Genomic DNA, 25,877 nt, shown 5'->3' on the forward strand with positions numbered 1-25,877 from the left:
ACATTTAAAACAACTTCTTTTTTTCGTTTAGCTTTTTAGCCCGCAACAGTGCTTCCAGGAAATAATAATCGGCGTAGATAATTGGAACGTCTACTTCGCTGTTCTGCGGTTTTGACCCTGTGCTGTGCAACAGTAAAAATCCGTGACTCTGCCCTACCGGTGCCAAATAATTCTTAGCCAGATTAGCAATAACCTGATCAGCCTTCTGACGATAATGAGCGCCATTTGCACTGTATGTACTCAACTCGTATAATCCAGATGCCATAATCGTAGCGGCCGATACGTCGCGCGGCTCGTTGGGAATGCCTGGCGCATCGAAATCATAATAAGGAACCAGGTCAGCGGGCATGTGCGGATGGTTGAGTAAGAATTTAGCGACGGCTTCCGCATGTTTCAGAAATTGCGGGTCACGAGTTTCGCGGTAGCAGAGCGTGTAGCCATACAATCCCCAGGCTTGTCCCCGCGCCCATGCCGACTCGTCATTGTAGCCCTGGTGCGTATTTTTCTTCAAAACTTTGCCCGTTAACGTATCGTAATCCACTACGTGAAAGGAGCTATTATCGGGCCGGTAATGGTTTTTCATCGTCGTGCGAGCGTGCGAAACAGCGATCTTGTAATACGTTGAGTCGCCGGTCAGTTGGGTAGCGGCAAAGAGCAGTTCCAGATTCATCAGATTGTCTATAATAACCGGACATTGCCACTGATCTTTATGATGATCCCACGAGCGGATAATGCCCGCAGCCGGTTTGAAACGCTTAATCAGGGTTTTGGCTCCCTGAATGATGACATCCCGATACATATTGTCGCGCGTCAGTCGATAGCCATTGCCATAACTACAATAGAGTTTAAAACCCATGTCGTGGGTAGTGGCATTCATCTTCTCGTTTTCGAGCTTTGCCATGGATTGTTTTGCCTGCTCAGCCCAGCTTTTTTGGCCCGTATACTGATAAAGAAACCACAATTCGCCAGCGAAAAAACCGCTTGTCCAGTCGCGGGCGGACACTAGTTGGAGCGTTCCATTGGCATTTAACGATCGGGGCGATACCGGCACCGGTTTTTTATCTGATGTCGCCTGACTGGCCGCTGCTACGTCCGTCAGCAAAAGCTTCGTTTGTTGCTCGGCGCGTTTGAACAGATTTTCAATCAGCGAATTAGGCACAAAGCTTATTGAAAAGACCGAGAGAATCAGTAGTATGAATGCAGTTTTAACGATTTGCATAAGGTAGGTTGATTAGGGATGAAAAACAGGTGCTTTTTGTCATACTTTTTTGTCATTCTGAGGAACGAAGAATCTTATATCCTCCTAACGCTCAGGTGAGGATACCTTAAGATTCTTCGTTCCTCAGAATGACAAAAGCCAGCATGACAAGAAAGCGCTTCTGCGTAAATTAATTCAGCCAGATAACTGGATTGCGAATGGGCAAATTACGTAGCACCTCCTCTACCTGTGGGTCATGATCTAGCCGTTTCCACGTAGTGAACCACTCGTTTTGCCCATAGGCCAGCGCGCCAAATACCAGGAACGGATGGGCTACCGGCCAATCATTCCAGTACATGATATCAGGCTTCAGTGGCCATTTTGCTTTATTATCAACAAACGGATATAGATACGTAACGCCCGTTCGGATGTTACGTCCGTCGGATGTTTGATACGTCCAGAGGTTGTCAGTGGGCGTTGACAGAATCTGACAGATGGTGGTCATGGCATCGAGGTTGAAGAGCGAATAGCCGTAGGGCTTGGTCCGACGCAGTTCCTGTGGGAAACTCCCGTCGGCGGCCATCTGATCGGGTAACAATACGTTCTTGTAGCGATTTCGACAGAACGTCATCAACGTATCATTTCCCGTCAGCCGGGCGAAGGCGGCCACCTGCATGACCCAGCACGTACCGTGGTTATTTTTGGCATTCATCTCATCGCGCCCGTACGGATGCGTGGTCAGCCAGGTCAGGTAATCGGCAAACCATCGTTTTATAGCAACCACAGCCTTTTTATCAACTGATTTGGCACTTTCCATAACCTGAACGGCCTGCGCTGCTTCCATCAGATGAATCGTATCGATAATGCCGATGCCACGTCCTGTAAATCGTCCTTTGATCGCCTGTGCGTACAGCAGAGATGGATTCATTCGCGTATCGGCGTCTACAAACCAGGCCTTGAGGTGCTGGAACGCCTGCCGAACGTAGCGTTCATCGTGAGTTAGTACGTATGCCGACGCCAGACTTCCCACAATGCGGCTGAAACGTATCATGGCCTGCCGGTGCGCGACAAAATTATCGGGATTAGTCATGCCATCCCGCTGGATGTATGGTCCCTGTAGGTTGGTCGAATCGGGCCACCAGTAATCGCCTTCGGAAAAGAAATCGTGTTTGCCACCCGTACTACGTACCGATGTCTGCGCGGTTACAGTAATGGGTTGCTGCTGCATCGCCCATCGCGCTTCGGCCAGAATATGCGGCTCTAACGTAGTAACTACGGCATCCCGTTTGGGCGATTGACCAGTTACTTTCATAACTACCAATTGGCAGAGAGCGACGATCAAAAGGTATCGATATAGGGCTAGACGTATCATTAGAGTAAAATGGAGAGAAGAAAAACGAGCAGTGTGATGAGCAGCATAAGCGACCCAGCTTCAGCCAATGTTAGTGTAAATCTGTCTTTTTTCACCCGTTCCGATCTGTTACTATTTATCAATGCAAGTTTAGGGACAGGCGATCTCTGCATGGTTATAGCAATTGCTCAAAAAGGAGGACAAACCGTTCAGGCAGGTGAAAGAACGTTCAAAGGGGTGGACGAAGCGTTCAATTTAGATTATTCCGTTATTTTTTATTCACATGGCAATTAATATTGCTTCATCGGGCAATAGTTAACCAACCCTTTATTGCTATGTGTAAACGTTTATTAACCAAATTTCTTAACTGGACACTTTTTGGCTGGCTGGCAATCGTCCTGCTGGCAGGGGGCCATGTGCTGGCTCAGGCGAGTGGACAGGCGCGACCAACGTACCGCTTTTCCGGTCGGGTGCTCGACGAAAAAGGCGCTGGTCTCCCCGGCGCGACTGTGGTATTGAAAAACGATGCCAAAACCGGTACTACGTCCGACGCCGACGGCAAATTCACAATCAATATCCCAACTGGTGGCGGTACGTTAGTGGTATCGGCAATTGGCTACCTAGGGCAGGAAGTGAATGTAACGAGCGAAACCACGCTCGACGTAACGATGGCGCCCGACGTAAAAATTCTGAACGAGGTCGTTGTGGTCGGTTATGGTACACAGAAAAAAGAAAACCTGACCGGAGCTGTGGCCGCTATCACCATCGACGACAAAATCTCAAGTCGCGCCATTGCCAACGTATCGTCGGGATTATCCGGGCTGGTGCCGGGGCTATCGGTGCAGCAATCGACTGGTCAGGCGGGGCGCTCCGGGGCCGCGCTGATTATTCGGGGGTTAGGTACGGTGAACAATGCGGGGCCACTGATTGTGGTGGATGGGATGCCCGACGTGGACATCAACCGGATCGATATGAACGACGTAGCAAGTATTTCGGTGCTGAAAGATGCGGCTTCGGCATCGGTTTATGGCTCGCGGGCATCCAACGGTGTGGTGCTGATTACGACCAAAAACGGTTCGCAGAACAAGAAAGCGCAGATTACGTACACTGGTACGTATGGCCTCTCGCAACCGACCAATTTCTACAATTATTTCGCCGATTATCCGCGTTCGCTGACGATGCATTTGCGCGCTTCGGGGGCTGGTGCTTCTTCGACAACGTATCGGTATGGCACCATCGAAGAATGGCTTTCCAAAGGTCTGGTCGATCCAATTAACTACCCAAATACCGACTGGTGGAAAACGATTCTGCGCGATAATGGGCGTATTCAGACGCACAATATATCGGCTGCGGGTGGCAACGACAAAATGAATTTCTACCTCTCAGCGGGTATTTACGACGAATTGGGCGTGTTGATCGAGCACGATTATAAGCGCTACAACACGCGTTTCAACCTGGATTACAAAGTTCGCGACAACCTCAAAGTCGGTATTCGGATGGATGGCCAATGGTCGAAGCAGAAGTTCGCCAACTCTGAGGGGTTGATTACGTACACCGGTACCGCGGGTTATGACATTCGCTACGCTGTTGCGGGCATTCTTCCGCAAAATCCGAATACCGGCCAATATGGCGGCATCATGGCTTATGGCGAGGATGCATTTGCCCGGAATATGCTCTCGCTGTTCGAGATCAACCACAACTTCCGCGATCGACAGGAAATCAACGCCAACCTGTACAGCGAATGGACGCCCATCGACGGCCTGACGCTACGTGGTGACTACGGGCTACGTTATTACAACCAGTTTACCAAAAGTTACTCCGACCCAACCGACGAGTGGAATTTCCAGACCGGCCTGATTTCACGGAACGTAGTGGCCGCCAGCGCTGGTGTTAGTAACAGCACCAATCAGGGCTACAAAACACTGCTTCAGGGCCGTGCTACGTATAACAAAACCCTGTTTGGCAACCACCAACTCAGTTTATTAGCCGCCTATACCGAAGAATACTGGTTCAACCGGAACCTGTCCGCCAGCCGTCAGGACCGGATTAACCCGCTTCTGAGCGAAATCGACGCAGCCTTGACGACGACTCAGGCCGCTGGAGGTAACTCCGATGCGGAAGGTTTGCGGTCGGCAATTGGCCGTATCAACTACGTAGTGAACGACAAATACTTGTTTGAAGTCAACGCGCGCTATGATGGGTCTAGTAAGTTCCTGCCGGGTTTCCAGTATGGCTTCTTCCCTTCCGCTTCGGCGGGCTGGCGATTCTCCGAAGAGTCATTTTTCAAGAAATTCTCTTCAGTTGTATCGTCGGGTAAACTGCGAGCTTCGATTGGGAAACTGGGGAACAACTCGGGCGTAGGTCGCTATGAGCAGCGCGATATCTTCAACCTGACAAACTACATTCTCAACGGGAAGATTGTGAAAGGGTTCAGTTCGGCCAAAATCATTAACGAAGACTTCTCCTGGGAGGAAACCAACGTAACGAACCTCGGGCTGGATCTCGCATTCTTCGGCGGTCGGTTGACAAGCGAACTTGATTTTTACAACAAGCTGACCACTGGAATGATACGTCCGTCGTCGCTGTCGTCGTTTCTGTCAGGTTACAATGCTCCGCGCGTCAACATCGGCAAACTTCAGAATCGGGGCATGGAACTCAATCTGACGTATCGTGCCAAAGTGCGCGACGCCAACGTGGGTGCTACGTTGAACTTCGCTTACAACAAGAACAAATTGCTGGAGTGGAACGAGTTTCTGGGCAAGGGCTTTACGTACCTGAACCTCCCCTATCACTTCGCCTACAGCCGCGTATCGACGGGAATCGCTCAGAGTTGGGAAGATATTGCCAACGCACCGTTTCAGGGACAATATTTTTCGCCGGGTGATATTCTCTACAAAGATTTAAATGGAGACGGTCAGATTACCGATGAAGACCGTTTGGCACAACCGCAATACAATCGCGACCAACCGCTGGCTACTTACGGCCTGAATCTGTTCGGCAACTGGCGTGGCTTCGACATAAGCATTCTCTGGCAGGCTGCCACTGGACGTAAAGATTACTGGCTGGAACCGTTCAACCAGGTAAACGTACCATCGACCCGGAATGCCTTCCAGGATTTTCACTGGTACGACACCTGGACGCTGGATAACCGCACGGCTTCATTACCGCGTTTAAACAGCGGATCGGGAGGCAACAACCAGGGTGAGTCAACTTTCTGGCTGGATGATTTCAGCTACCTGCGGCTCAAAAATATTCAGGCCGGGTATAACATTCCGAGCAAATTCCTGAGCCGCGTGGGAGCGAGTCGGTTACGTATCTATTTCACGGCAGAAAACCTGCTCACATTCACGAAATATCGGGGCGTCGATCCTGAGAAAAGTACCAGCGTGCAGGATGCCGAGAATAACGACGACCCATTTCCGCTGCTCAAATCGTACTCTTTCGGCCTTAACCTAAGCTTTTAATCCATCCTGATTTTGGGCTTTCACTCATGAAAAAACTCTTTAAACTATATCTGCTGCTGGGTCTAACGATTTTTGCAGCCGCCTGTACCGAAGATTTGCTCGATCAGGTACCTACGACGCAGCTTTCGTCGGATTTATTCTGGAAAACGACCGACGATGCCCTTTTTGCCGTCAACGGCGTGTACGACGCAAACCGAACTACGTTCGACCGGGATTACTATTTCGATGGGGCTGGCGAATTTGTTCACACACGCGGCACCAGCAACAACCAGGGCACGTTTAACCCCGGACCGATTGGGTCTGCTACCGGCCCATTCATCGGAGCAAACGGAACACCGGCCAACACCGGCACCTTCAGTTTTCTGTGGGCCGACTGTTTCCGGACCATCAACCGGGCCAATTACGTGCTGGAAAACATCGGTACGCTACGTGCCACTGCGAAAGCCCCCGCCGACGTAGCACTGATGAACCGGCTTGTTGGTGAGGTTCGTTTTTTGCGCGCGCTCAACTACTTCCGACTCATCGACTTATGGGGCGACGTACCGTTTTTCAACAAAAAGCTGGAAGGAAATCCGGAAGCCTACACGTTGTCGCGGACACCCCGTGCAGTCGTGAAAGATTCGATTCTGGCTGATTTGAGTTATGCGGCCAACGTATTACCCGAAACCTACACGGGCGACAACCTCGGTCGGGCTTCGAAACTGGCAGCCTGGGCGTTTAGCGGCAAAGTGAATCTATATTGGGCCTGCTGGATGAAAACGGCCGGTAATGGTGCTGATGCTCAGAAACATTACACAGCCGCAGCCGCCGATTTCAAGAAGATTATCGACAAAAACATTCCACTTTTCCGTGGTGGCGAACCCGGCCCGGCCGACAACCCGAACTACTGGCACCTGTTCCAGTATTTCAACGAATACGACCCCGAAATCCTCTTCTCAGTTCAGTTTGGCGGGCCGTTACTGAGTCAGGGCGAGGAACTCATGCGCGACTTTGGCACACGTAACACGGGCAACGCGCAATGCTGGGTAGCCCCAACGTATCGCCTGGCAAATCGGTATCAACTGCTGAGCACCGGCGATTTTGCAACCCCGCTCGTTTTATCTCGCACCACGACTCTGGTTAACAGTGCTACAAACCCAAGATCCTACGTCGGTCGAGATTACCGGATGCGGGCCACCATGCTTTGGGATGAGCAAAAAATGCTACGTCTCTCGACTGATGGCCTGACCGTTCAGGATAGCATTCCGTACCGGTTCGGCAGCCGCGATGGTGTTACGTATATCAATTACGATGGCGCACCAGCGGGCTATATTTTCCGGAAATGGGTACGGCAAACGGGTGGCATTGGACGTAGCGACGGGCCGCAGGACATTTACATGATGCGCCTGCCCGACGTCTGGCTGATGTATGCTGAAGCGGTTAACGAAGTGAATGGGGGCCCTACAGCCGAATTATTTACCCTGCTCAACCGCATCCGTCGTCGGGGTAATTTACCCGCGCTGGTGAACACTAAGTTTTCGACGAAAGCCGATTTTTTCAAAGCCATTGAACAAGAACGGATAGTAGAGCTGGTTGGCGAAGGGCATCGTTTCTTCGACATCCGGCGGTGGCACAAAGCGGAAGAAATCTGGCCCGCACCTGGGGGCCAGGTTCTTTACGACTCGCAGGGCACCCGCATCCGCGACGAATTTGTAAACGCTCCTGATCGGAATTACCAGCGTTATTACATCTTCCAGATTCCAACCAGCGAAATCGAAGTAAACGCGAAAATCGTTCAGAATGAACCCTGGTTATAAGCAGGAAATGACTAAAACTATGAAATCCTCAATCCTCCATAAATTTTTCGGGTTACTGACTTTAGTGGCCCTGCTGTCGTGCAGCAAAGACCCGATTGACGAAAACGGTTTGCTGATTACGGGCCGGTCGCAATGCTTCATGACGTTTTTCGATCTGCTCGGTTCTGACCACCGCACGGTATTAGTGAGCGGTCAGACGGTAATCGATACCACCGCCATGACTGTTACGGCTGTAGCCCGGTATGGCACTAATATGCTGCGGCTGAAACCTTATTGCAGTGTCGTAACGGATGCAATTGTCGAACCAACTATGGGCATCTGGACGGATTATAGCCAGCCCCAGAAATACACCGTTGTATCGGGAAATCGGCTGGTTCGTAAAACGTACACTGTCACCGTAACCGTTCAGAAATAATCCCCTAACCTGTTCACTATGAAAACGATAACACGTAGCGTTCTGCCGGTTTTTGGGCTTATTTTTCTGACGCTGAGCTGCAAAACCAAAGACGTAGCACCTGAAGCACTTCGAAATGATTTGCTAAAGAAAACGACCGGCCCCGCCGTAGTTGGTGACCGAATCGAGTTTGCCTATGCCATCGGCACTACCGAAGGTGACCTGAAAAATGTTAAGGCGGAAGCATCCATCGTTGGCGGAACCGGCACCGGATTTACCCGTTTTTCCTGGTTTACCAACCGCAACACGGGTGTCGATCAGCCGGTTCAAACGGCCGCCGATACCATCACGAATGGAGCCACGTCAACGGCCAATATTATCGACGTAGCAACCAACAAAGCGGTAACGCTACGTTATTATTACTACCCCACTGAGGAAGCTAAAGGTAAAGACGTTACGTTCCGATTCAGCGGAACGTCCTCAACGGGTAAAGAAGTTAGCTTTCAGTCGCCTGCTTATCGAGTTAGCCGCATGGACATGAAACGGTCGCTGGCGCTGGTCGATGGGGCAAAAGCGTACGTATCGATTGCCGACATGGCCGTGTACACGAAAGCGGAGGTCGAGCAGAACAATCTGGCGAACAAAATCGACTTTATTTACATCTACCGGGCTACTCTCGGCACTGGCAATTTCGCTTTCGGACACGCGCTGGTGGCCCCTTCCAACGCTGATTATCTGAAAGACGTAACACTGCCAACCGGGCTGGCAAAACCGCGCACGCTCATCGACAAGCGCGTGGATGTGAAAGATGCGCAACTACGTAACACCACCGGTTTCGACGTTTATATTGACGACATCGACCTGCAACAAACCACCTTCCCCAATGCCGCCGATTTTGCCTACGGACTCACCGCCGATCAGGGCGCGTTTGTCAAAACAGCGGATGGTGCGTATGCGGCTTATGTCTACGTCAATTCAGTGAATAATACAGCTAAATCAATGACGATCAGCATTAAGCGATTGAAGTTAAATTGATTTTTGACTTACAGAAAAAGTAAGTTAACGTATTGCTGGCGCTTAGGGCTTCGACAGGCTCAGCCTGACAGGTAACTTGATTTAATGGATTCAAGTTACCTGTCAGGCTGAGCCTGTCGAAGCCCTAAGCGCCAGCAATACACTGTAGATCAATGAATTAATTACTACATAAATATAACTCACGTTAAGCTGAGCAACTTCAAATGAGTAAACAGTCCATTTACAGACTCATAGCATTGCTATTGATTGGTATTAATACGTTGGCCCAATCGACGAATACCAGTAGTCAAGCCTTGAACGATGTTAAAATCATCAAAGAGCGGATTGTGGCCGACCTAATGGCTACAAAAATCAGTGATAGTCAGGTGGAAAGTATTCTCGCTAGGATGAATAATGACGGCAGTTTCCAGGGTATAAACTACGAAGACCTCAGCCGAACAGCCGGTTTTCCACACGGTAGGCATACGCAGGATCTAGTTTATCTGGCCAAAGCGTACAAAAGCAAATCGTCGAAATATTACCAGAACAAACAGCTCAAGGAACGTATCATCAGCGGTCTTGACTTTTGGGTGAAGCATGATTTTGTGGGCGACAACTGGCATGATAACCAGATTACAACCCCCACTAATCTGGGAAATCTGATGCTGATCATCGGAGAGGAACTTCCCAAAGAACTAGTCACAAAAGCGCAGCCGATGATCGGTCGGGCCAACATGAACGCGTCGGGCGCTCGACCAAGTGGAGACCGGATTGTAATTGCCGGGATTTTGGCCAAAAACCTGCTTTTTATGGGTGATTATCAAGAGTTTGATAAAATCATCCAAATCATCGAAGGCGAAATGAAATTCGCGACGGGCGAGCGAGGGTTACAGCACGATTATAGTTTTCACCATCGGGTAGACCGGGTCAATAATACGTCCTCGTATGGCTACGGGAAATTCGCCAATGCTTACGGCGACTGGTCGTACTACGTAGCAGGTACTACGTATGCATTCTCGAAAGAGAAAATAAATCAACTGGTTGATTATTACCTGGATGGCATCTATAAACAAATGGTTTATGGCATTTACGAAGATATTAGTGTCAAGAACCGAAGCATCTCTGGAAAGTCTACGTTTCACCCGCAAAGCACACTTGAAATAGAGCGAGTATTAGTTAGTACAGACTATAGAAAAGCAGAACTGGAAGAAATCATCCGGCTACGTAAAGGCGAAAGTAAGCCCTCAGCCTCCTTCGCTAAATTCTTTTGGCAAAGCGAACATTTCGTCGTCCAACGACCTCAGTTTTACACAACGGTACGTATGTTTTCGACGCGAAATCGAAACATGGAAGAACCTTATAACGGACCGGGCAAAACCACGCATCACCGCGCCGACGGCACCAATTACCTAATGCTCAAAGGTGATGAGTATCACAATATCTGGCCTGTATACAACTGGCAAAAAATTTCGGGGACAACCATTGTACAGAAGCCCCAGCTACCCGGCCCCAATGAAATCCAGAAAGCTGGATTAACCGATTTTGTGGGAGCAGTTACCGACGGTTTATACGGTGCCGTAGTCTTTGACTTTAAAAGCCCACACGATCCGCTGGAAGCCAAAAAATCATGGTTTTTTTTCGATAACGAGTACGTTTGTCTGGGCACTGCGATTAAATCAAATTCTGATTTACCTGTATTCACGACCGTCAATCAGGTTTTAATGCATGGCGATGTACGCATGATGCAGGATGGTGCGCAGAAAAGCGTTCCAAAAGGCAGCCGAACCCTCGACAAGGTGAAATGGGTGTACCACGATAGAATAGGCTATATCTTCCCCCAACCAACCACCATCAACGTATCCAATCAGGCCGAAACGGGGCGCTGGTCGGATATTACAGATCAAAAAAACATTAGTAATGAACTAGTTAGCGAAGACGTCTTCTCGCTGTGGTTCAACCACGGCAACAAACCAAATGGGGCTTCTTATCAGTGTATTGTCGTACCTGCCGTGACAGAACAGCAAGTGGCTGAGACTGCTGCCACCAACCGTTCCATCGACATTCTTTCCAATACGCCTGACCTACAGGTAGTCAGGCACAACCAGTTGGGGATTATTCAGTTAGCCTTTTACAAAGCAGGAGCCATAAACGTAGAGAAAGGCATAGCCGTAAGCCTGGACAGCCCAGGCATGGCCATGCTGAAAATGAACGAAGGGCGACTAAGCGAGTTAACCTTGTCCGATCCCTCCAGAAAGTTGAGCCAAATTTCATTTTCGGTGACTGGTAAATACAAGGCGAAGGGTGAGAATTACCGTACTGAAGTCGATGAAATTAAAAATAGTACGCTCTGTATTGTTGATCTACCTCAGGGCGTCTATGCCGGGAAAAGCGTTACTATAAAGGTTGAATAGATTACCTGTGTACTATTTCAACATGACAAAAAATGCACTTGCCTAAAACCTTACATAGGTAATGCACCTATGTAAAGTTTTAGGCAATTACAATATTCTACTTTTTCATGAATTAAAAAGCCGCCCTAGACACTTTACAGTATCTAGGGCGGCAGTCGTTTTTACCAACTTTATCGCCGTAATAGCTTAACTACTTTGTTTTTCTGCGGAGTACTGACCTTCAGGAAATAGATTCCTCCGTCACTCGGTACCGGCATCTGCACCGTCTCTGTTTCACGAGCCGATTCAACCAACTGTTGTGTCACGGGATTTCCCTGCGTAGTAACCAGTTGGAGCTGCAAACGTTCTCCTGTAGCTCCTCGTATTTCTACCTCAATAGTTGGGCCTTCCACTGGGTTGCCCAGCACCCGAACGTCTAAGCTTTTACCCGCTTCTGCTACACCCTGCCGGGTCGGAGCGTTACAGGCGGCCAGCCAGTTGTAATCGTAACTTGCCTGAGCACCAGCCTGTTGAGCACGTAGTCGGAGCACCGGATTATCCGTGTATATCGTCAGCGAGTAAGGACCTGAAGCAGTGGTAGGCAACAGTTCATTGACGACCGAGAAACTGATCGGGCTACCATCTACTCCGCTGTATTGTGGAGTGAACGTTACCGCACGCTGACCACCATTCACACTCACGCAACTCACTGTTTGCACACCGGTGATAGCAAAGCCACTAGGCGTACCGGCCGGGTTCACCGTCAACAGGAACGTAGCACTCACATTCATTCCGCCGGGATCGGTAGCCGTTACCGTTACCGTACTTACACCAGGTTGAGTAGGCACGCCACCAATCTGATTCGGCTGACTGAAATTCATTCCTGCTGGTAAGCCGCTTACACTCAGCACCAGGCTCTGGGGCGTCTCGTTATCGGTGAAAGTAAGCTGTGGAATCGTGTAGCCAAAGCCCTGACCTACTACGGCCACCTGATTGGTCAAAGGTTGATTGACCCTAGGCGATGTATTGGGCATGGGGTTACCACAGGTCGCCAGCCAGTTGTAGCTATAACTCACTTCACCGGGAGTACCCTGCTGACTAGCCTTCAGGACAATTACCGGATTGTCATTATAGAGCTGCAAGGAGTACGGTCCCGCATCGGTGGTGGGAGCCAGCTCGTTAACCACCGAGAAGCTGATCGGCTGCCCGTTGAGTCCGCTGTACTGCGGAGTGAAACTGATCGCGTAGCGGTTAGACGAAATCTGGTTACAGTTTATCGGACTCACCCCTACGATAGCGAAGCTAGTCCCACTGGGTACGGGTTGTACCGTCAGGTTGAAGCTGGTGCTGGCATTTAGCCCTCCCGGATCAGTAGCCGTCAGGGTAATCGCCGTCGTACCCGTTACAGCAGGTGTACCTGAAATCACGCCCCCTGATAAAGTTAATCCCATAGGTAGGACGCTGCTGGTCAGCGCGAGCCCGTTGGGTGTCTGTGCATCGGTGAACACTTGGCTCACGTTCAAGCTAAAGGGCTGGCCCTGAGTAGCCACCTGATTTGCTACAGGGTTGGCCACCGTAGGAGGTGTATTAACCGAAGAAGGCTGCACCACCGTTAGCTGGAAGCTCGTGCTCACTGTCAGTCCGCCTGGGTCGGTAGCCGTCACACTTACGGAGCTAACACCCGTTGCAGTAGGAACGCCCCCAATCTGGTTAGGCTGAGTAAAGTTTAAGCCCGCCGGTAGCCCAGTCACACTTAATACCAGACTATTCGGTGTCTCATTATCCGTGAAGGTCAACTGGGGAATGGTGTAGCCAAAAGCCTCACCTACCTTAGCCGTCTGATTGGCCAGCGGTTGGTTCACCCGTGGGGCCGTGTTAGGCTGAGCACCGCTGCAAGCCGCTAACCAGTTGTAGGTGAAGGATGCTTCGCCAGGTGTTCCTGTCTGCTGCGCTTTCAGGACAATGACCGAATTATCCGTGTAGAGTTGCAGCGTGTAAGGGCCCGGTGCCGTAGTAGGGAACAACTCGTTGAGTACTGAGAAGCTTACGGGTTGGCCGTTAAGTCCTGCATACTGCGGAGTGAAACTGATGACGTAACGGTTGGCCGCTATCTGCTGACAGTTGTTGGTTGTCACCGACGTAATGGCAAAAGGACCAGACGGTGCAATGGTTTGGTCAACCGTAACGGAGGCAACTCCCTGACAGCTGCCGGTAGTACCCGTCACCGAATATACCCCCGGCGTATTGACTACGATGGTAGGCGTATTAGCGCTGTTGTTCCACAGGTAAGTAGTGGCTCCACTGGCTGTTAACGTAGCACTCTGCCCTTGAGCAATAGTCAACGAAGGCGTAGCTGTTATGCTAACTGATGGCAGTGAGTTATCCTGATTCACCTGAACAGAAGCAACAGCCTTACAGCCATTGGCGGCTGTTGCAGTCACTGAGAAGTTACCTGACGAATTAACAGTAGCGGTGTTTCCCGAAGGCCCTCCTTGCTGAACAGCACTTGCACTGAAAACGTAGCTGGTAAAGCCCGGTGTAGCTGTGAGTGTGACGCTGGTCTGTGCACAGCTCAACGTACCACTGGAAGTCAACGTAACCGTTGGCAAAGCCGTATCCGACTGAACCGTAGTGGTCTGAACAACTGAGCAACCGTTAGCACTAGTAGCCGTTACCGAATACGTACCCCCCACATTGACCACCGCTTGATTACCTGATTGGCTCACCACACCCGGACCACTGAACACATACGTAGTACCGCCACCGGCCGTCAACGTAACGCTGGACTGGTTGCAGCTCAACGTACCACTGGAAGTCAGCGTTATGGTGGGAACTGACGTATTCGACTGAACCGTAGTGGTCTGAACCGCTGAACAACTGTTAGCACTGGTAGCCGTCACCGAATACGTACCACCTGCATTGACCACCGCTTGATTACCTGATTGGCTCACCACACCCGGACCACTGAACACATACGTAGCACCGCCACCGGCCGTCAACGTAACGCTGGACTGGTTGCAGCTCAACGTACCACTGGAAGTCAAGGTCACCGTGGGCGCCGACGTATTGGACTCCACCAAAGTAGTCTGGGTAGCTGTACAGCCGTTGGCACTGGTGGCCGTTACGGAGTAAGTTCCCCCTACACTGACCACGGCCTGATTGCCCGATTGACTGATCGAACCCGGACCGCTAAATACATACGTAGCGCCACCGCCAGCCGTCAAGGTTACACTCGTCTGGGTGCAGCTTAACGTACCACTGGCGGACAAGGTCACCGTGGGCGCTGACGTACTGGATTGAACAGAAGTAGTCTGAACAGCGGAACAGCCGTTAGCACTGGTTGCCGTCACTGAATACGTACCACCCACGTTTACTACCGCTTGATTACCTGACTGGCTCACCACACCTGGACCACTGAACACATACGTAGCACCACCCCCGGCCGTCAGCGTGACACTGGTCTGCGCGCAGCCTAACGTACTACTAGCCGTCAACGTTACGGTGGGAGCTGAAGTATTCGACTGGACAGTGGTGGTCTGAACCGCAGAACAGCCATTGGCGCTGGTAGCCGTCACTGAATACGTACCACCCACGTTTACCACCGCTTGATTACCTGATTGGCTCATTACGCCTGGGCCACTGAACACATACGTAGTACCACCACCGGCCGTCAGCGTTACACTGGTCTGTGTACAACTTAATGTACCACTCGAAGACAAAGTCACCGTGGGCACTGCCGTTTCGGACTGGACAGTGGTGGTCTGAACCGCAGAACAGCCATTGGCGCTGGTAGCCGTCACTGAATACGCACCACCTACGTTTACCACCGCCTGATTACCTGACTGGCTCACCACACCTGGACCACCGAAACTATATGTAGCACCACCACCGGCTGTCAAGGTCACACTCGTCTGGGTGCAGCTCAACGTACCACTGGAAGTTAACGTAACGGTGGGCACTGCCGTCTCGGACTGGACAGTGGTGGTCTGAACCGCAGAACAGCCATTGGCGCTGGTAGCCGTCACTGAATACGCACCACCTACGTTTACCACCGCCTGATTACCTGACTGGCTCACCACACCTGGACCACCGAAACTATATGTAGCACCACCACCGGCTGTCAAGGTCACACTCGTCTGGGTGCAGCTCAACGTACCACTGGAAGTTAACGTAACGGTGGGCACTGCCGTCTCGGACTGGACAGTGGTGGTCTGAACCGCAGAACAGCCATTGGCGCTGGTAGCCGTCACTGAATACGCACCACCTACGTTTACCACCGCCTGATTACCTGACTGGCTCACCACACCTGGACCACCGAAACTATATGTAGCACCACCACCGGCTGTCAAGGTCACACTCGTCTGAGTGCAGCTCAACGTACCACTGGAAGTTAACGTAACGGTGGGCACTGCCGTCTCGGACTGGACAGTGGTGGTCTGAACCGCAGAACAGCCATTGGCGCTGGTAGCCGTCACCGAATACGTACCACCTACGTTTACCACCGCCTGATTACCTGACTGGCTCACCACACCTGGACCACCGAAACTATATGTAGCACCACCACCGGCTGTCAAGGTCACACTCGTCTGGGTGCAGCTTAACGTACCACTGGAAGTCAACGTAACAGTGGGCACTGCGGTGTTAGATTCCACCAAAGTAGTCTGGGTAGCCGTGCAGCCGTTGGCACTGGTGGCCGTCACCGTGTAGGTACCCCCCACACTCACTACGGCCTGATTGCCCGATTGACTGATCGAACCCGGACCGCTAAATACATACGTAGCGCCACCACCAGCCGTTAACGTAACGCTGGTCTGGGTGCAGCTCAATGTACCGCTGGAGGACAAGGTCACCGTGGGAACCGACGTATTAGACTCCACCAAAGTAGTCTGGGTAGCTGTGCAACCGTTAGCGCTGGTGGCTGTCACCGAGTAGGTTCCCCCTACACTGACCACGGCCTGATTGCCTGTTTGGTTCACCGAGCCGGGACCGCTAAATACATACGTAGCACCACCACCAGCCGTTAACGTAACGCTGGTCTGGGTGCAGCTCAATGTACCGCTGGAAGTTAACGTAACGGTGGGAACTGAAGTATTGGACTCCACCAAAGTAGTCTGGGTAGCCGTGCAGCCGTTGGCACTGGTGGCCGTTACCGAGTAGGTTCCCCCCACACTGACCACGGCCTGATTGCCTGTTTGGTTCACCGAGCCGGGACCGCTAAATACATACGTAGCACCACCACCGGCCGTTAACGTAACGCTGGTCTGGGTGCAGCTCAACGTACCACTGGAAGTTAACGTAACGGTGGGAACCGACGTATTAGACTCCACCAAAGTAGTCTGGGTAGCTGTGCAGCCGTTGGCACTGGTGGCCGTTACGGAGTAGGTACCGCCCACACTGACCACGGCCTGACTGCCCGACTGAGTGATTGAACCCGGACCACTGAACACATACGTAGCACCACCGCCAGCTGTCAAGGTCACGCTCGTCTGGGTGCAGCTTAACGTACCACTGGACGACAGGGTCACCGTGGGCACTGCCGTGTTCGACTCCACCAGGGTAGTCTGAGTAGCCGTACAGCCATTGGCGCTGGTGGCCGTCACTGTGTAGGTACCCCCCACACTCACCACAGCCTGATTGCCCGATTGACTGATCGAACCGGGGCCGCTAAATACATACGTAGCACCACCACCGGCGGTCAACGTAACACTAGTCTGGGTGCAGCTTAACGTACCACTCGACGACAATGTAACGGTCGGCACTGCGGTATTGGACTCCACCAAAGTGGTCTGGGTAGCTGTACAGCCGTTGGCACTGGTGGCTGTCACCGAGTAGGTCCCCCCCACACTGACCACGGCCTGATTGTCCGATTGAGTGATCGAACCCGGACCGCTAAATACATACGTAGCACCACCACCGGCCGTCAACGTAACACTCGTCTGGGTGCAGCTCAACGTACCGCTGGAGGACAAGGTTACCGTAGGAACCGACGTATTAGACTCCACCAAAGTAGTCTGGGTAGCTGTACAGCCGTTGGCGCTGGTAGCCGTTACCGAGTAAGTTCCCCCTACACTGACCACGGCCTGACTACCCGACTGAGTGATCGAACCCGGACCGCTAAATACATACGTAGCGCCACCACCAGCCGTCAACGTAACACTGGTTTGTGTGCAGCTCAACGTACCACTCGAAGTCAACGTAACGGTTGGAACGGACGTATTCGACTCCACCAGCGTGGTCTGGGTCGCCGTGCAGCCGTTAGCACTGGTAGCTGTCACTGAATATGTTCCCCCTACACTCACCTCGGCCTGATTACCCGTCTGGCTTACCACACCCGGCCCACTGAACGCATACGTAGCACCACCGCCAGCCGTTAACGTAACACTGGTCTGAGCACAGCCCAACGTACCACTGGACGACAGGGTCACCGTGGGCGCAGCCGTGTTCGACTCCACCAGGGTGGTCTGAGTAGCCGAGCAGCTATTGGCGCTGGTGGCCGTCACCGAATACGTACCGCCTATATTCACCACCGCCTGATTACCCGTCTGGCTCACCACGCCTGGACCACTGAACGCATACGTAGTACCGCCACCAGCCGTCAACGTAACACTGGTCTGAGCACAACTTAACGTACTACTGGCGGATAATGTAACGGTGGGTGGCGCTTCTACAGTCAATGTAAAGCCATTCGAATCTGCAGAGCCATTGGTACCCGTAACGCGAACAAAATAAATACCTTCGTCTTCCTCTTGTACGTTCGTCAGTGATAACGTAGCGTTCGTCTCCCCTGCCAAAGGATTTGACGTATCCCCCGGAGTACCAAAATACCATTGATACGTCAGTGGACCACTACCGGATGCCTGCACAGAAACGCTTACAGTACGACCGTTGCAAACGGTGCTGGCCGAGGCAGGCTGCCCCGTTATGACAGTGGGTAAAGGCGGATCAGCAAATGTATAACTGGCCCAAAAAGCATCACGATCTGCTGCTGCTGTAGTTGTGTTCGTTGGGGAGAACGTAATTGGCACCCCTCCCGTAACGGCTCCAACAACTACCGCTTCCGTAGTACTCTTGGGAACAATACCATTACCATAGTCGAATCCAGACCCTCCGATCTTAACAACCCCTACAAACGAACCAATTGAGCTTAACTTAAGCGCATAGGCATCGTTAGAAATAGTACCTGCTACTGTACCTGCTGCTGATGCAAGAGTGGTTGACGTTGCCGGATCTGGATCAAAATCTACTGTGCCATTAAAACTTCCGGTTAGATAGATATTGCCACTGGCGTCCAAAGCAATACCTCCTACGTCATCGCCAGTTGCACCGCCAATACGTTTCGCCCAACCGAAATTACCCGAAGATTCCAGCTTCCAGATGAAAATATCAGATTGTCCCGCAGAGGTTAAAGCTGCCCCTGGGCCTGGGTTAAAATCCATCGTATTCCGGAAAGTTCCTCCAGCATAGACTTCCGTGTTAGTCGCTACTAAAGCATTTCCTAAAGGGGCCGATACAAACCCAGTTGTAGTGGCAGCAGCTTTCGCCCATTGGTAAACACCACTGGAATTCAATTTTAAGACAAAACAAACCTGATTAACAGCCGTATTCGTCAGGCTAGCTACGCCAGAAGTTATATCAAAATCGACGGCCCCAACAAACCCTCCCGTTAGATAAACGGATGAAGCATCAGGTGACAAAGCAAGGCCTGTAACAGATTCGCCCCCATTATTACCAATTGTACCTGCCCAGTTTGAACTTCCATCTGCGTTTAACTTGAGTACAAAAATGTCATTATTCGAAAAAGGATTTGCAAATTGTTGACCAGTACCGAAATCAATGGTACCCATTCCGTTTGCCAGTCCGGTAAAACTGCCCGTCACGTAAATTTCTGTTCCTGCGCCATTTACCTGAATTATTTTCCCTTCTTCCCCCGTACGTGTCGCTCCAGTACCATAACCACCACCATACGTCTTTACCCAGCCAAAACCTCCGTTTGTATCATATTTGAGGACGAAGATGTCATATAGACCACCAGTTGAACTAACATTACCATTACCAAAGTTGGTTGCACCATTATAAGGACCGGTAGCGTAGACATTACCATTATTATCTACGGCAATTGAATTAACCCAATTCGTAGATCCACTGGAAAGTCTTCTAGCCCATTGAACCGTACCAGAAGAGTTTAACTTACAGATAAATCCATTATGATTGGTCGTGACACCTGTCAATGTAATACCAGGTCCAAAATTGACATCACCGCGAATATGACCAGCTACATAGGTATTACCGAACTGATCTTTGGCAACACTAAAAGACCGGTCATCCCCACCAGCTCCAAAGAGTTTAGCGTAATTGTAAGTTTGAGCCATTGCCGAAACGCCAATTAGCCAGAGCAGCAAGAAGGACAAAAGAGTAGATTGTCTTGGCATAATGCATTTAGTTTTTTAAATTGATTTGGTTAAAATATGCGATTATTTGATTATTATATATAAGTTAAGAAGGAGTTAATCCGATCACATGCATGAACATTTCAACGTTTCAATATTAGAAACAGGTTAACCATTTTCCAAGTATTATATCTAACTTAGTTAAAATTAGATTTTTAATTTATTTTTTGGATACTATAAGTTTTCTATTTTAGTATTTTGGATACAATCTTTAAATTATCAAAAAAATTTTAAACTGACATAAGCCTTGTCTAAAGTTTTGTACATTATAAAGAATTCCCTCCCATGAATTCACTTGAATCCATTAGCAGACTACTTCATTAACCGACCCCCAAAAAGAACCATCAAACCAGACTACAAGCGAAAATTCTGCCAGAATTCACGCAACTTTGCATCCTCACTTGTTGTAATACGTAAAGGGCTGTCGCGAAAGGCAGTCCTCAAACCAATCAATCATGACAATTTCGAAAGACGCAGTGGCTGCCATCCACTATACCCTTCGCGATAGCAATGGCACCATTCTGGACACCAGTCAGGGCCGCGATCCGCTGTATTACCTGCACGGGGCGCAAAACCTGATTCCGGGTATGGAAGAAAGTCTGGAGGGCCGCCAACCCGGCGATCATTTTCAGGTCGAGATATCTCCTGAAAAGGGCTATGGCAAACGCGACCCGAATTTAACGGAACGGGTACCCCGCAAAGCCTTTGGTGGACAGACAGTTGAAGTGGGGATGCAGTTCCAGGCCAACGATGGGCAGATAATCTCCGTTGTTGGCCTGGAACCTGAGTTCATAATAGTCGATGGAAATCACCCGCTGGCCGGCGAGTCGCTGCATTTCGACGTAGAAGTTATCGCCGTTCGCGACGCAACTCCCGATGAACTGGCTCACGGCCATGTGCACGGCCCTGGCGGAGCGCATCATTAAATAGCATGGGGCAGAGAGCGTTGGGCAGAGGGTAAACAGGTTAATATTGGTTCACCTTCTGCCCAACACCCTCTGCCCCATGCCTTTACCCCCATGGCACAAATTAGTACTGACTGGCAGGCAGCCAAAGAATTTCTGGAAGCGGGCAACGTAGTGGGTATTCCTACGGAAACTGTTTACGGACTTGCCGGTAATGCGTTGAATCCAGATGCTGTTCTGACCATTTTTCGGGTCAAAAACCGCCCTTCGTTCGACCCACTCATCGTTCACACCGACTCCCTCGAAAAACTGGATCAGTTCGTTACGTCGGTTCCTGAATCTGCCCGAAAGCTGGCTGATATGTTCTGGCCGGGGCCGCTAACGCTGCTGCTTCCCAAACGCGACCTGATTTCCGATCTTGTTACGTCGGGGTTATCGAGGGTGGCGGTACGTATCCCGAATCATACACTGACGCTGACGTTGCTACGTTCGCTCGATTTTCCGCTGGCCGCTCCGAGTGCCAATCCGTTCGGCTACATCAGCCCGACTACGGCACAACACGTAGCTGACCAATTAGGCGATCAGGTACCTTATATTCTGGACGGTGGTTCAGCAGGAATTGGTCTGGAATCAACTATTGTCGGTTTCGAAGCGAATCAGGCTATTATTTACCGGCTGGGTGGTATGGCGCTGGAGCAGATTGAGCAGGTGATCGGTCCGGTTTCGGTACGTACCCATTCGACGTCGAACCCGAAAGCACCAGGCATGCTGAGTAGTCACTATGCCCCCCGTAAACCGTTACTTTTACTAGCACCCGGCGAAAGTCCCGAACCGAATGCGCGGGCCGGAGCGCTTGTTTTTCGGCAGCCATTTGGCGGCATAAACGCTGACTATCAGCGTACACTATCCCCTACCGGCGATTTAAACGAAGCGGCTAAAAACCTGTTTGCTCACTTACGTACCTTAGACAGCCTGCCAATCGACATCATCTACGCCGAACCTTTACCTAATCAGGGACTGGGCTGGGCCATAAACGACCGACTCCGCCGGGCAAGCGCACAGGAATAAGTTTAACTTTTTTCTGTGCTCATTTCTTCAAAAAGGCGCATAGCCATAAGACCATTCCCAACGGCCCCACCCGCACGTAGCGCAGACGCAATGAATACGGTTTCGGCGATTTCTTCGCGAGTAGCCCCGGCCTCAACTGCATTTTGAATATGTGATTCAATGCAATAGGCACATTGAGTTGTCAGCGCAACAGCTACAGACATCAGTTCCCGATACTTTATCGGAATAACCCCATCTTTTCGTTCAGCCGTATATTTGAGGTTCAGGAATGCCGCAGCCTCTTTAGGAGCAGATTTGATAAGCGTCTCAACGTAGGCGCGATCTTTTGGTGTTTGGTATTCGGTCATGTGAGAGTAGGAAACAGAAGGTTTATAAGCATCACCAACAACTGATAATGACGTGTAGCAAGGTAGAAAAATCAAATGAATCTACCTTCATTCTATTCATGTGAATTCAAGTAGACGGCGTCATTACACAGTTAAATTTCTCCCCGCTCAATCGAATTAGCCGCTTTATCGGCCAGTTCAATAATCATAGGCAACAGGTGGCCGAATCGTGCGTCCTGGCTGTGGCCCTGTTTCCAGCGGGCGTAAATCTGCTGGGCAATCACTGCATTTTTATAAAGACCAAAGACGTAGTAAAACAGGATTGATGTTACGTCGCGTCCGCTACGTTCGGCATAACGACGCACTACGTCCTGGCGAGTGAGGTTGCCGGGCAGCCAGGTCAGATTGAAGTTGCGATACGCCGGACTGTCGCCCGCTTCCGACCAGTACGCCAACGTAGCACCCAAATCCATGAGTGGATCACCGACGGTCGCCATTTCCCAATCCAGCACGCCGGTAATAAATGGAGTTGGTTCGCCAGTGGTGGGATCAGGAGCCAGTACTACGTTGTCGAATTTGTAATCGTTGTGCAGAAAAGCTGGCGATTGTTCGGGCGGATAATTTCCTCGTAACCAGTCACCTACCTGATTCATGGCCGGAATTGAATCGGTTTCGGCAGTTTGATACCGGCGAATCCAGCCCTCTACCTGCCGTTGAACGTAACCATCAGGTTTTCCCAGCTGAATTAATCCCGTCTGCTGAATGTCCAGGGCGTGAATCTCGACCAGATTATCGACTAAAACTTCGGATAACTGGCGCATCAGGGCTTCAGGAAGATTCAGTTTCGAAGCCATCGGCGCCCGCAGAATTATACCCGAAACCCGCTTCATGATGTAAAACGGGGCGCCCAGTACGTCGGGCGATTCGCAATAGACGACCGGCTCCGGAATTTTGTCGTAATTTCCTTTCAGCAGCGACAACACCCGAAACTCACGCCCCATATCGTGCCCGCCTTTGATGTTCGCGCCAAACGGCGGCCGACGTAGCACGTATTCCTGATCCGCCGTTTTCAGGCAATACGTCAGATTCGAGAAACCACCCGGAAACTGCTGTACCGATAGCACTTGTTCTATTTCCGGTACGTGCTGCCGCAGATACGTATTCAGTACTTCTATATCAATCTCTTCGCCCGGACGAATCGGGCGGGGGGCATCGGGTGAGATCATAATTAACAATGGATAATGTACAATGAGCGATCTGACTTTTCATTCTGCATTATTCATTTCAGCTTATCCATTAATCGGTTCAGCGGCCATCATCTGCCGAAACTGCCGCAATTCTTTTGCTTTCTGTTTTATATCCAGGCCGTATTTTTTCAGAATACTGATGGCCAGATTCTGCTTGTGTACTTCATCAGCACCATCCCAGATGCGAGCCCCACGCTCATGCCGGTACATAGCCGCCAGTACGGTATCGTCCGTAACACCCAGCGCACCGTGTACCTGTATTGCACGATCAAGTACGCGCAGGAAGGCGTTGGCAACATAGAACTTGATGGCTGAGACTGCTTCCCGCACATTACCCACACCAACTGTATCAATCATGTGCGCCGTGTTAAGCACGTATAAGCGACAAGCATCAATTTCGGCCCGGCTTTCGGCAATAAAATCCTGAATAAACTGCTTTTCGCCCAGCATTACGTTGTCTTCAATTTCGCGAGTGGCGGCTCGTTTGCACATCAGGTCGAAGGCTTTTTCGGCGTTGCCAATCCAGCGCATGCAGTGATGTATCCGCCCCGGCCCCAGCCGCTCCTGCGCCAGCCGAAAACCCATTCCTTCGCCTGCAATGATGTTCGATATCGGCACCCGGCAATTGGTATACGTTACTTCGGAATGACTGAACCAGCCCTCGCCCGCTTCGCCAAAAACAGGAATGTTACGTTCTATGTTGAAGCCTGGCGTATTGGTCGGAACGATAATCATGCTGGCGCGCTGGTGGGGTACCGCATCGGGATTTGTGACCGCCATTACCACCGCAAACGTAGCGCCATCGGCTGAAGAAGTGAACCATTTTCGACCGTTAATTACATATTCATTTCCTTCCCGAACAGCTAGTGTAGCCATGCGGGTAGGATTTGAACCGGCAAAATCAGGTTCCGTCATCGAAAAACAGGAGCGGATTTCACCCGCCATGAGTGGTTTCAGATACCGCTCTTTCAACTCATCAGACGCAAATTTGTGCAACAGTTCAGTGTTGCCAATATCGGGGGCCTGACAGCCAAATACGTAGTGCCCGAAGAAAGGCGCGTGAGCCAGCACTTCGCTAATCTGCCCAAACTCGCAAAGTGTAAGGCCATGTCCACCTTCCTCCTTCGACAGATGCAACCCCCACAAACCAGCAGCTTTTACCCGTTCGCGTTTCTGGTCGAGCACGGGTATTATCTCGCCCAGTTTATGATGCGAGAAACCCGTTTCGAGCGGAATCAACTCAGAATGAACAAATTCACGAACCTGCGCCAGTAGTGGTCGCACCCGTTCGGTGGTGAAAATCGTTTCCATGTGGGTAAGTTATCGAATTTCTTGAGAGATTGGTTTTACGACTTATCTAACTCTGCGCTCCGTCCCTGCAAGCCACCCGTATGTACCGCCACAACCGTTGCTCCGGCTGAAAAATATCCTTTTCGGGCCAGATCGTAGATGCCGTACAGCATTTTACCGGTATATACCTGGTCGAGTAAAATGCTGGTATTTCGCTCAAAAGATCGGATAAATTCAAGCAGTTCGGGTGTAGTTTTGGCGTAACCACTAAAATGGTAATCCCGGATTTGTGTCCAAGTTGATGGTGAGTCCGAATCAGGAATTTTTAAACTCATAAAGCCCAGAATTTCAGTTGATTCAGATGCAGATTGCGCCAGTCCAGTTACAGTACCGCCCGTACCCACAGGGCAGCAAACGTAGGGGGGTACGTAGCCCAACTGCGCTATAATTTCAGGTAAAATCTCCGACGTACCACGTATCGCCAGCGCATTGGTGCCGCCTTCGGGTAGAACGTAGCACGGACCAAACTGTACCTCTAATTTATCCTGAAAATCAGCCGTTTCTTTACGTTGATAATCGGCCCGGCTAACGAAATGCAGCCGCATACCGAAATGTTCACAGGCAGCCAACATAGCGTTACGTGGTCGCGTGGCCAACTCCTCACCCCGTACAACGCCAATCGTCTGAAAACCAAACTCCTGACCAGCTGCTCCTGTAGCGTACAGATGATTGGAATAAGCCCCACCGAAGGTTAGCAACGTAGTGAATCCCTGCTCACGAGCCGCCAGCAGGTTGTATTTAAGTTTGCGCCATTTATTCCCCGAAATCTGCGGATGAATCAGGTCGTCGCGCTTTAGATACAGGCGAATAGTTACCGGCTCAGGAAACGGATTTTCGATGTATTGTAAAGGTGAGCTGGGTGTCAAATTCACTACGTAGTCGTTTGTAACGGCCCTTCGTTACGTATGTTACCGTAAATTTGCCAAA

General features: G+C 50.7%; 15 protein-coding genes. 8 read left to right on the top strand and 7 right to left on the bottom strand.

Annotated features, from left to right (window positions below):
• Window positions 1-4: 4 nt before the first annotated feature.
• Window positions 5-1,219, bottom strand: a complete 1,215-nt coding sequence (locus IC229_RS14970) for a glycoside hydrolase family 88 protein (RefSeq protein ID WP_190887799.1) — start codon at window positions 1,217-1,219, stop codon at window positions 5-7.
• A 169-nt stretch (window positions 1,220-1,388) separates the two neighbouring features.
• The gene (locus IC229_RS14975; protein ID WP_190887800.1) at window positions 1,389-2,510 is read right to left on the bottom strand and encodes an alginate lyase family protein; all 1,122 of its coding nucleotides are present in this window, start codon (window positions 2,508-2,510) and stop codon (window positions 1,389-1,391) included.
• 69 nt (window positions 2,511-2,579) lie between these two features.
• On the opposite strand from IC229_RS14975, the gene IC229_RS14980 reads away from it, so the two are divergent.
• From IC229_RS14980 to IC229_RS15005, 6 genes are all read left to right on the top strand, one after another.
• Window positions 2,580-2,843, top strand: coding sequence for a hypothetical protein (locus tag IC229_RS14980; RefSeq protein WP_190887801.1), 264 nt, complete (start codon window positions 2,580-2,582; stop codon window positions 2,841-2,843).
• Between the two features lie 41 nt (window positions 2,844-2,884).
• The gene (locus IC229_RS14985) at window positions 2,885-6,013 is read left to right on the top strand and encodes a SusC/RagA family TonB-linked outer membrane protein (protein ID WP_190887802.1); all 3,129 of its coding nucleotides are present in this window, start codon (window positions 2,885-2,887) and stop codon (window positions 6,011-6,013) included.
• A gap of 26 nt (window positions 6,014-6,039) precedes the next feature.
• Window positions 6,040-7,809, top strand: a complete 1,770-nt coding sequence (locus tag IC229_RS14990) for a RagB/SusD family nutrient uptake outer membrane protein (RefSeq protein ID WP_190887803.1) — start codon at window positions 6,040-6,042, stop codon at window positions 7,807-7,809.
• A gap of 19 nt (window positions 7,810-7,828) precedes the next feature.
• Window positions 7,829-8,224, top strand: a complete 396-nt coding sequence (locus IC229_RS14995; RefSeq protein ID WP_190887804.1) for a DUF5018 domain-containing protein — start codon at window positions 7,829-7,831, stop codon at window positions 8,222-8,224.
• Window positions 8,225-8,242: 18 nt separating this feature from the next.
• Entirely contained in the window at window positions 8,243-9,238 is a 996-nt protein-coding gene (locus IC229_RS15000) for a DUF4466 family protein (protein ID WP_190887805.1), read from the top strand.
• Between the two features lie 203 nt (window positions 9,239-9,441).
• Window positions 9,442-11,628, top strand: a complete 2,187-nt coding sequence (locus tag IC229_RS15005) for a polysaccharide lyase family 8 super-sandwich domain-containing protein (protein ID WP_190887806.1) — start codon at window positions 9,442-9,444, stop codon at window positions 11,626-11,628.
• Window positions 11,629-11,798: 170 nt separating this feature from the next.
• Here the strand turns inward: IC229_RS15005 and IC229_RS15010 are convergent, their stop codons facing one another.
• A complete protein-coding gene (locus IC229_RS15010) occupies window positions 11,799-20,036 on the bottom strand; it encodes a putative Ig domain-containing protein (RefSeq protein ID WP_190887807.1) in 8,238 nt (2,745 codons plus the stop codon).
• A gap of 473 nt (window positions 20,037-20,509) precedes the next feature.
• Between IC229_RS15010 and IC229_RS15015 the strand changes: the two genes are divergently transcribed.
• Together IC229_RS15015 and IC229_RS15020 are read left to right on the top strand one after the other, a co-directional pair.
• A complete protein-coding gene (locus IC229_RS15015) occupies window positions 20,510-20,980 on the top strand; it encodes an FKBP-type peptidyl-prolyl cis-trans isomerase (RefSeq protein ID WP_190887808.1) in 471 nt (156 codons plus the stop codon).
• A 93-nt stretch (window positions 20,981-21,073) separates the two neighbouring features.
• Window positions 21,074-22,027 (top strand): L-threonylcarbamoyladenylate synthase, encoded by a 954-nt coding sequence (locus IC229_RS15020; RefSeq protein WP_190887809.1) that lies wholly within the window; start codon window positions 21,074-21,076, stop codon window positions 22,025-22,027.
• 2 nt (window positions 22,028-22,029) lie between these two features.
• Here the strand turns inward: IC229_RS15020 and IC229_RS15025 are convergent, their stop codons facing one another.
• The 4 genes from IC229_RS15025 to IC229_RS15040 all read right to left on the bottom strand — a co-directional run bounded on the left by IC229_RS15025 (window position 22,030) and on the right by IC229_RS15040 (window position 25,822).
• Window positions 22,030-22,374, bottom strand: a complete 345-nt coding sequence (locus IC229_RS15025; protein ID WP_190887810.1) for a carboxymuconolactone decarboxylase family protein — start codon at window positions 22,372-22,374, stop codon at window positions 22,030-22,032.
• Window positions 22,375-22,505: 131 nt separating this feature from the next.
• Window positions 22,506-23,579 (bottom strand): phosphotransferase family protein, encoded by a 1,074-nt coding sequence (locus IC229_RS15030; protein WP_190887811.1) that lies wholly within the window; start codon window positions 23,577-23,579, stop codon window positions 22,506-22,508.
• Between the two features lie 63 nt (window positions 23,580-23,642).
• Entirely contained in the window at window positions 23,643-24,911 is a 1,269-nt protein-coding gene (locus IC229_RS15035; RefSeq protein WP_190887812.1) for an acyl-CoA dehydrogenase family protein, read from the bottom strand.
• A 35-nt stretch (window positions 24,912-24,946) separates the two neighbouring features.
• Window positions 24,947-25,822: a 1-aminocyclopropane-1-carboxylate deaminase/D-cysteine desulfhydrase gene (locus IC229_RS15040; protein WP_317171578.1), complete on the bottom strand. Its 876-nt coding sequence runs from the start codon at window positions 25,820-25,822 to the stop codon at window positions 24,947-24,949.
• Window positions 25,823-25,877 lie beyond the last annotated feature (55 nt).

This window comes from Spirosoma profusum, assembly GCF_014699005.1.
In the GTDB taxonomy this organism is placed as follows: domain Bacteria; phylum Bacteroidota; class Bacteroidia; order Cytophagales; family Spirosomataceae; genus Spirosoma; species Spirosoma profusum.

Excerpts from the sequence above, each read along its gene's own strand:
- IC229_RS14975 (WP_190887800.1), bottom strand. The coding sequence starts at position 2,510 with ATGAAAGTAACTGGTCAATCGCCCAAACGGGATGCCGTAGTTACTACG.
- IC229_RS14970 (WP_190887799.1), bottom strand. The coding sequence starts at position 1,219 with ATGCAAATCGTTAAAACTGCATTCATACTACTGATTCTCTCGGTCTTT.
- IC229_RS14995 (WP_190887804.1), top strand. The coding sequence starts at position 7,829 with ATGAAATCCTCAATCCTCCATAAATTTTTCGGGTTACTGACTTTAGTG.
- IC229_RS15005 (WP_190887806.1), top strand. The coding sequence starts at position 9,442 with ATGAGTAAACAGTCCATTTACAGACTCATAGCATTGCTATTGATTGGT.
- IC229_RS14990 (WP_190887803.1), top strand. The coding sequence starts at position 6,040 with ATGAAAAAACTCTTTAAACTATATCTGCTGCTGGGTCTAACGATTTTT.
- IC229_RS14985 (WP_190887802.1), top strand. The coding sequence starts at position 2,885 with ATGTGTAAACGTTTATTAACCAAATTTCTTAACTGGACACTTTTTGGC.
- IC229_RS15035 (WP_190887812.1), bottom strand. The coding sequence starts at position 24,911 with ATGGAAACGATTTTCACCACCGAACGGGTGCGACCACTACTGGCGCAG.
- IC229_RS14980 (WP_190887801.1), top strand. The coding sequence starts at position 2,580 with ATGGAGAGAAGAAAAACGAGCAGTGTGATGAGCAGCATAAGCGACCCA.
- IC229_RS15030 (WP_190887811.1), bottom strand. The coding sequence starts at position 23,579 with ATGATCTCACCCGATGCCCCCCGCCCGATTCGTCCGGGCGAAGAGATT.
- IC229_RS15025 (WP_190887810.1), bottom strand. The coding sequence starts at position 22,374 with ATGACCGAATACCAAACACCAAAAGATCGCGCCTACGTTGAGACGCTT.
- IC229_RS15010 (WP_190887807.1), bottom strand. The coding sequence starts at position 20,036 with ATGCCAAGACAATCTACTCTTTTGTCCTTCTTGCTGCTCTGGCTAATT.
- IC229_RS15020 (WP_190887809.1), top strand. The coding sequence starts at position 21,074 with ATGGCACAAATTAGTACTGACTGGCAGGCAGCCAAAGAATTTCTGGAA.
- IC229_RS15015 (WP_190887808.1), top strand. The coding sequence starts at position 20,510 with ATGACAATTTCGAAAGACGCAGTGGCTGCCATCCACTATACCCTTCGC.
- IC229_RS15000 (WP_190887805.1), top strand. The coding sequence starts at position 8,243 with ATGAAAACGATAACACGTAGCGTTCTGCCGGTTTTTGGGCTTATTTTT.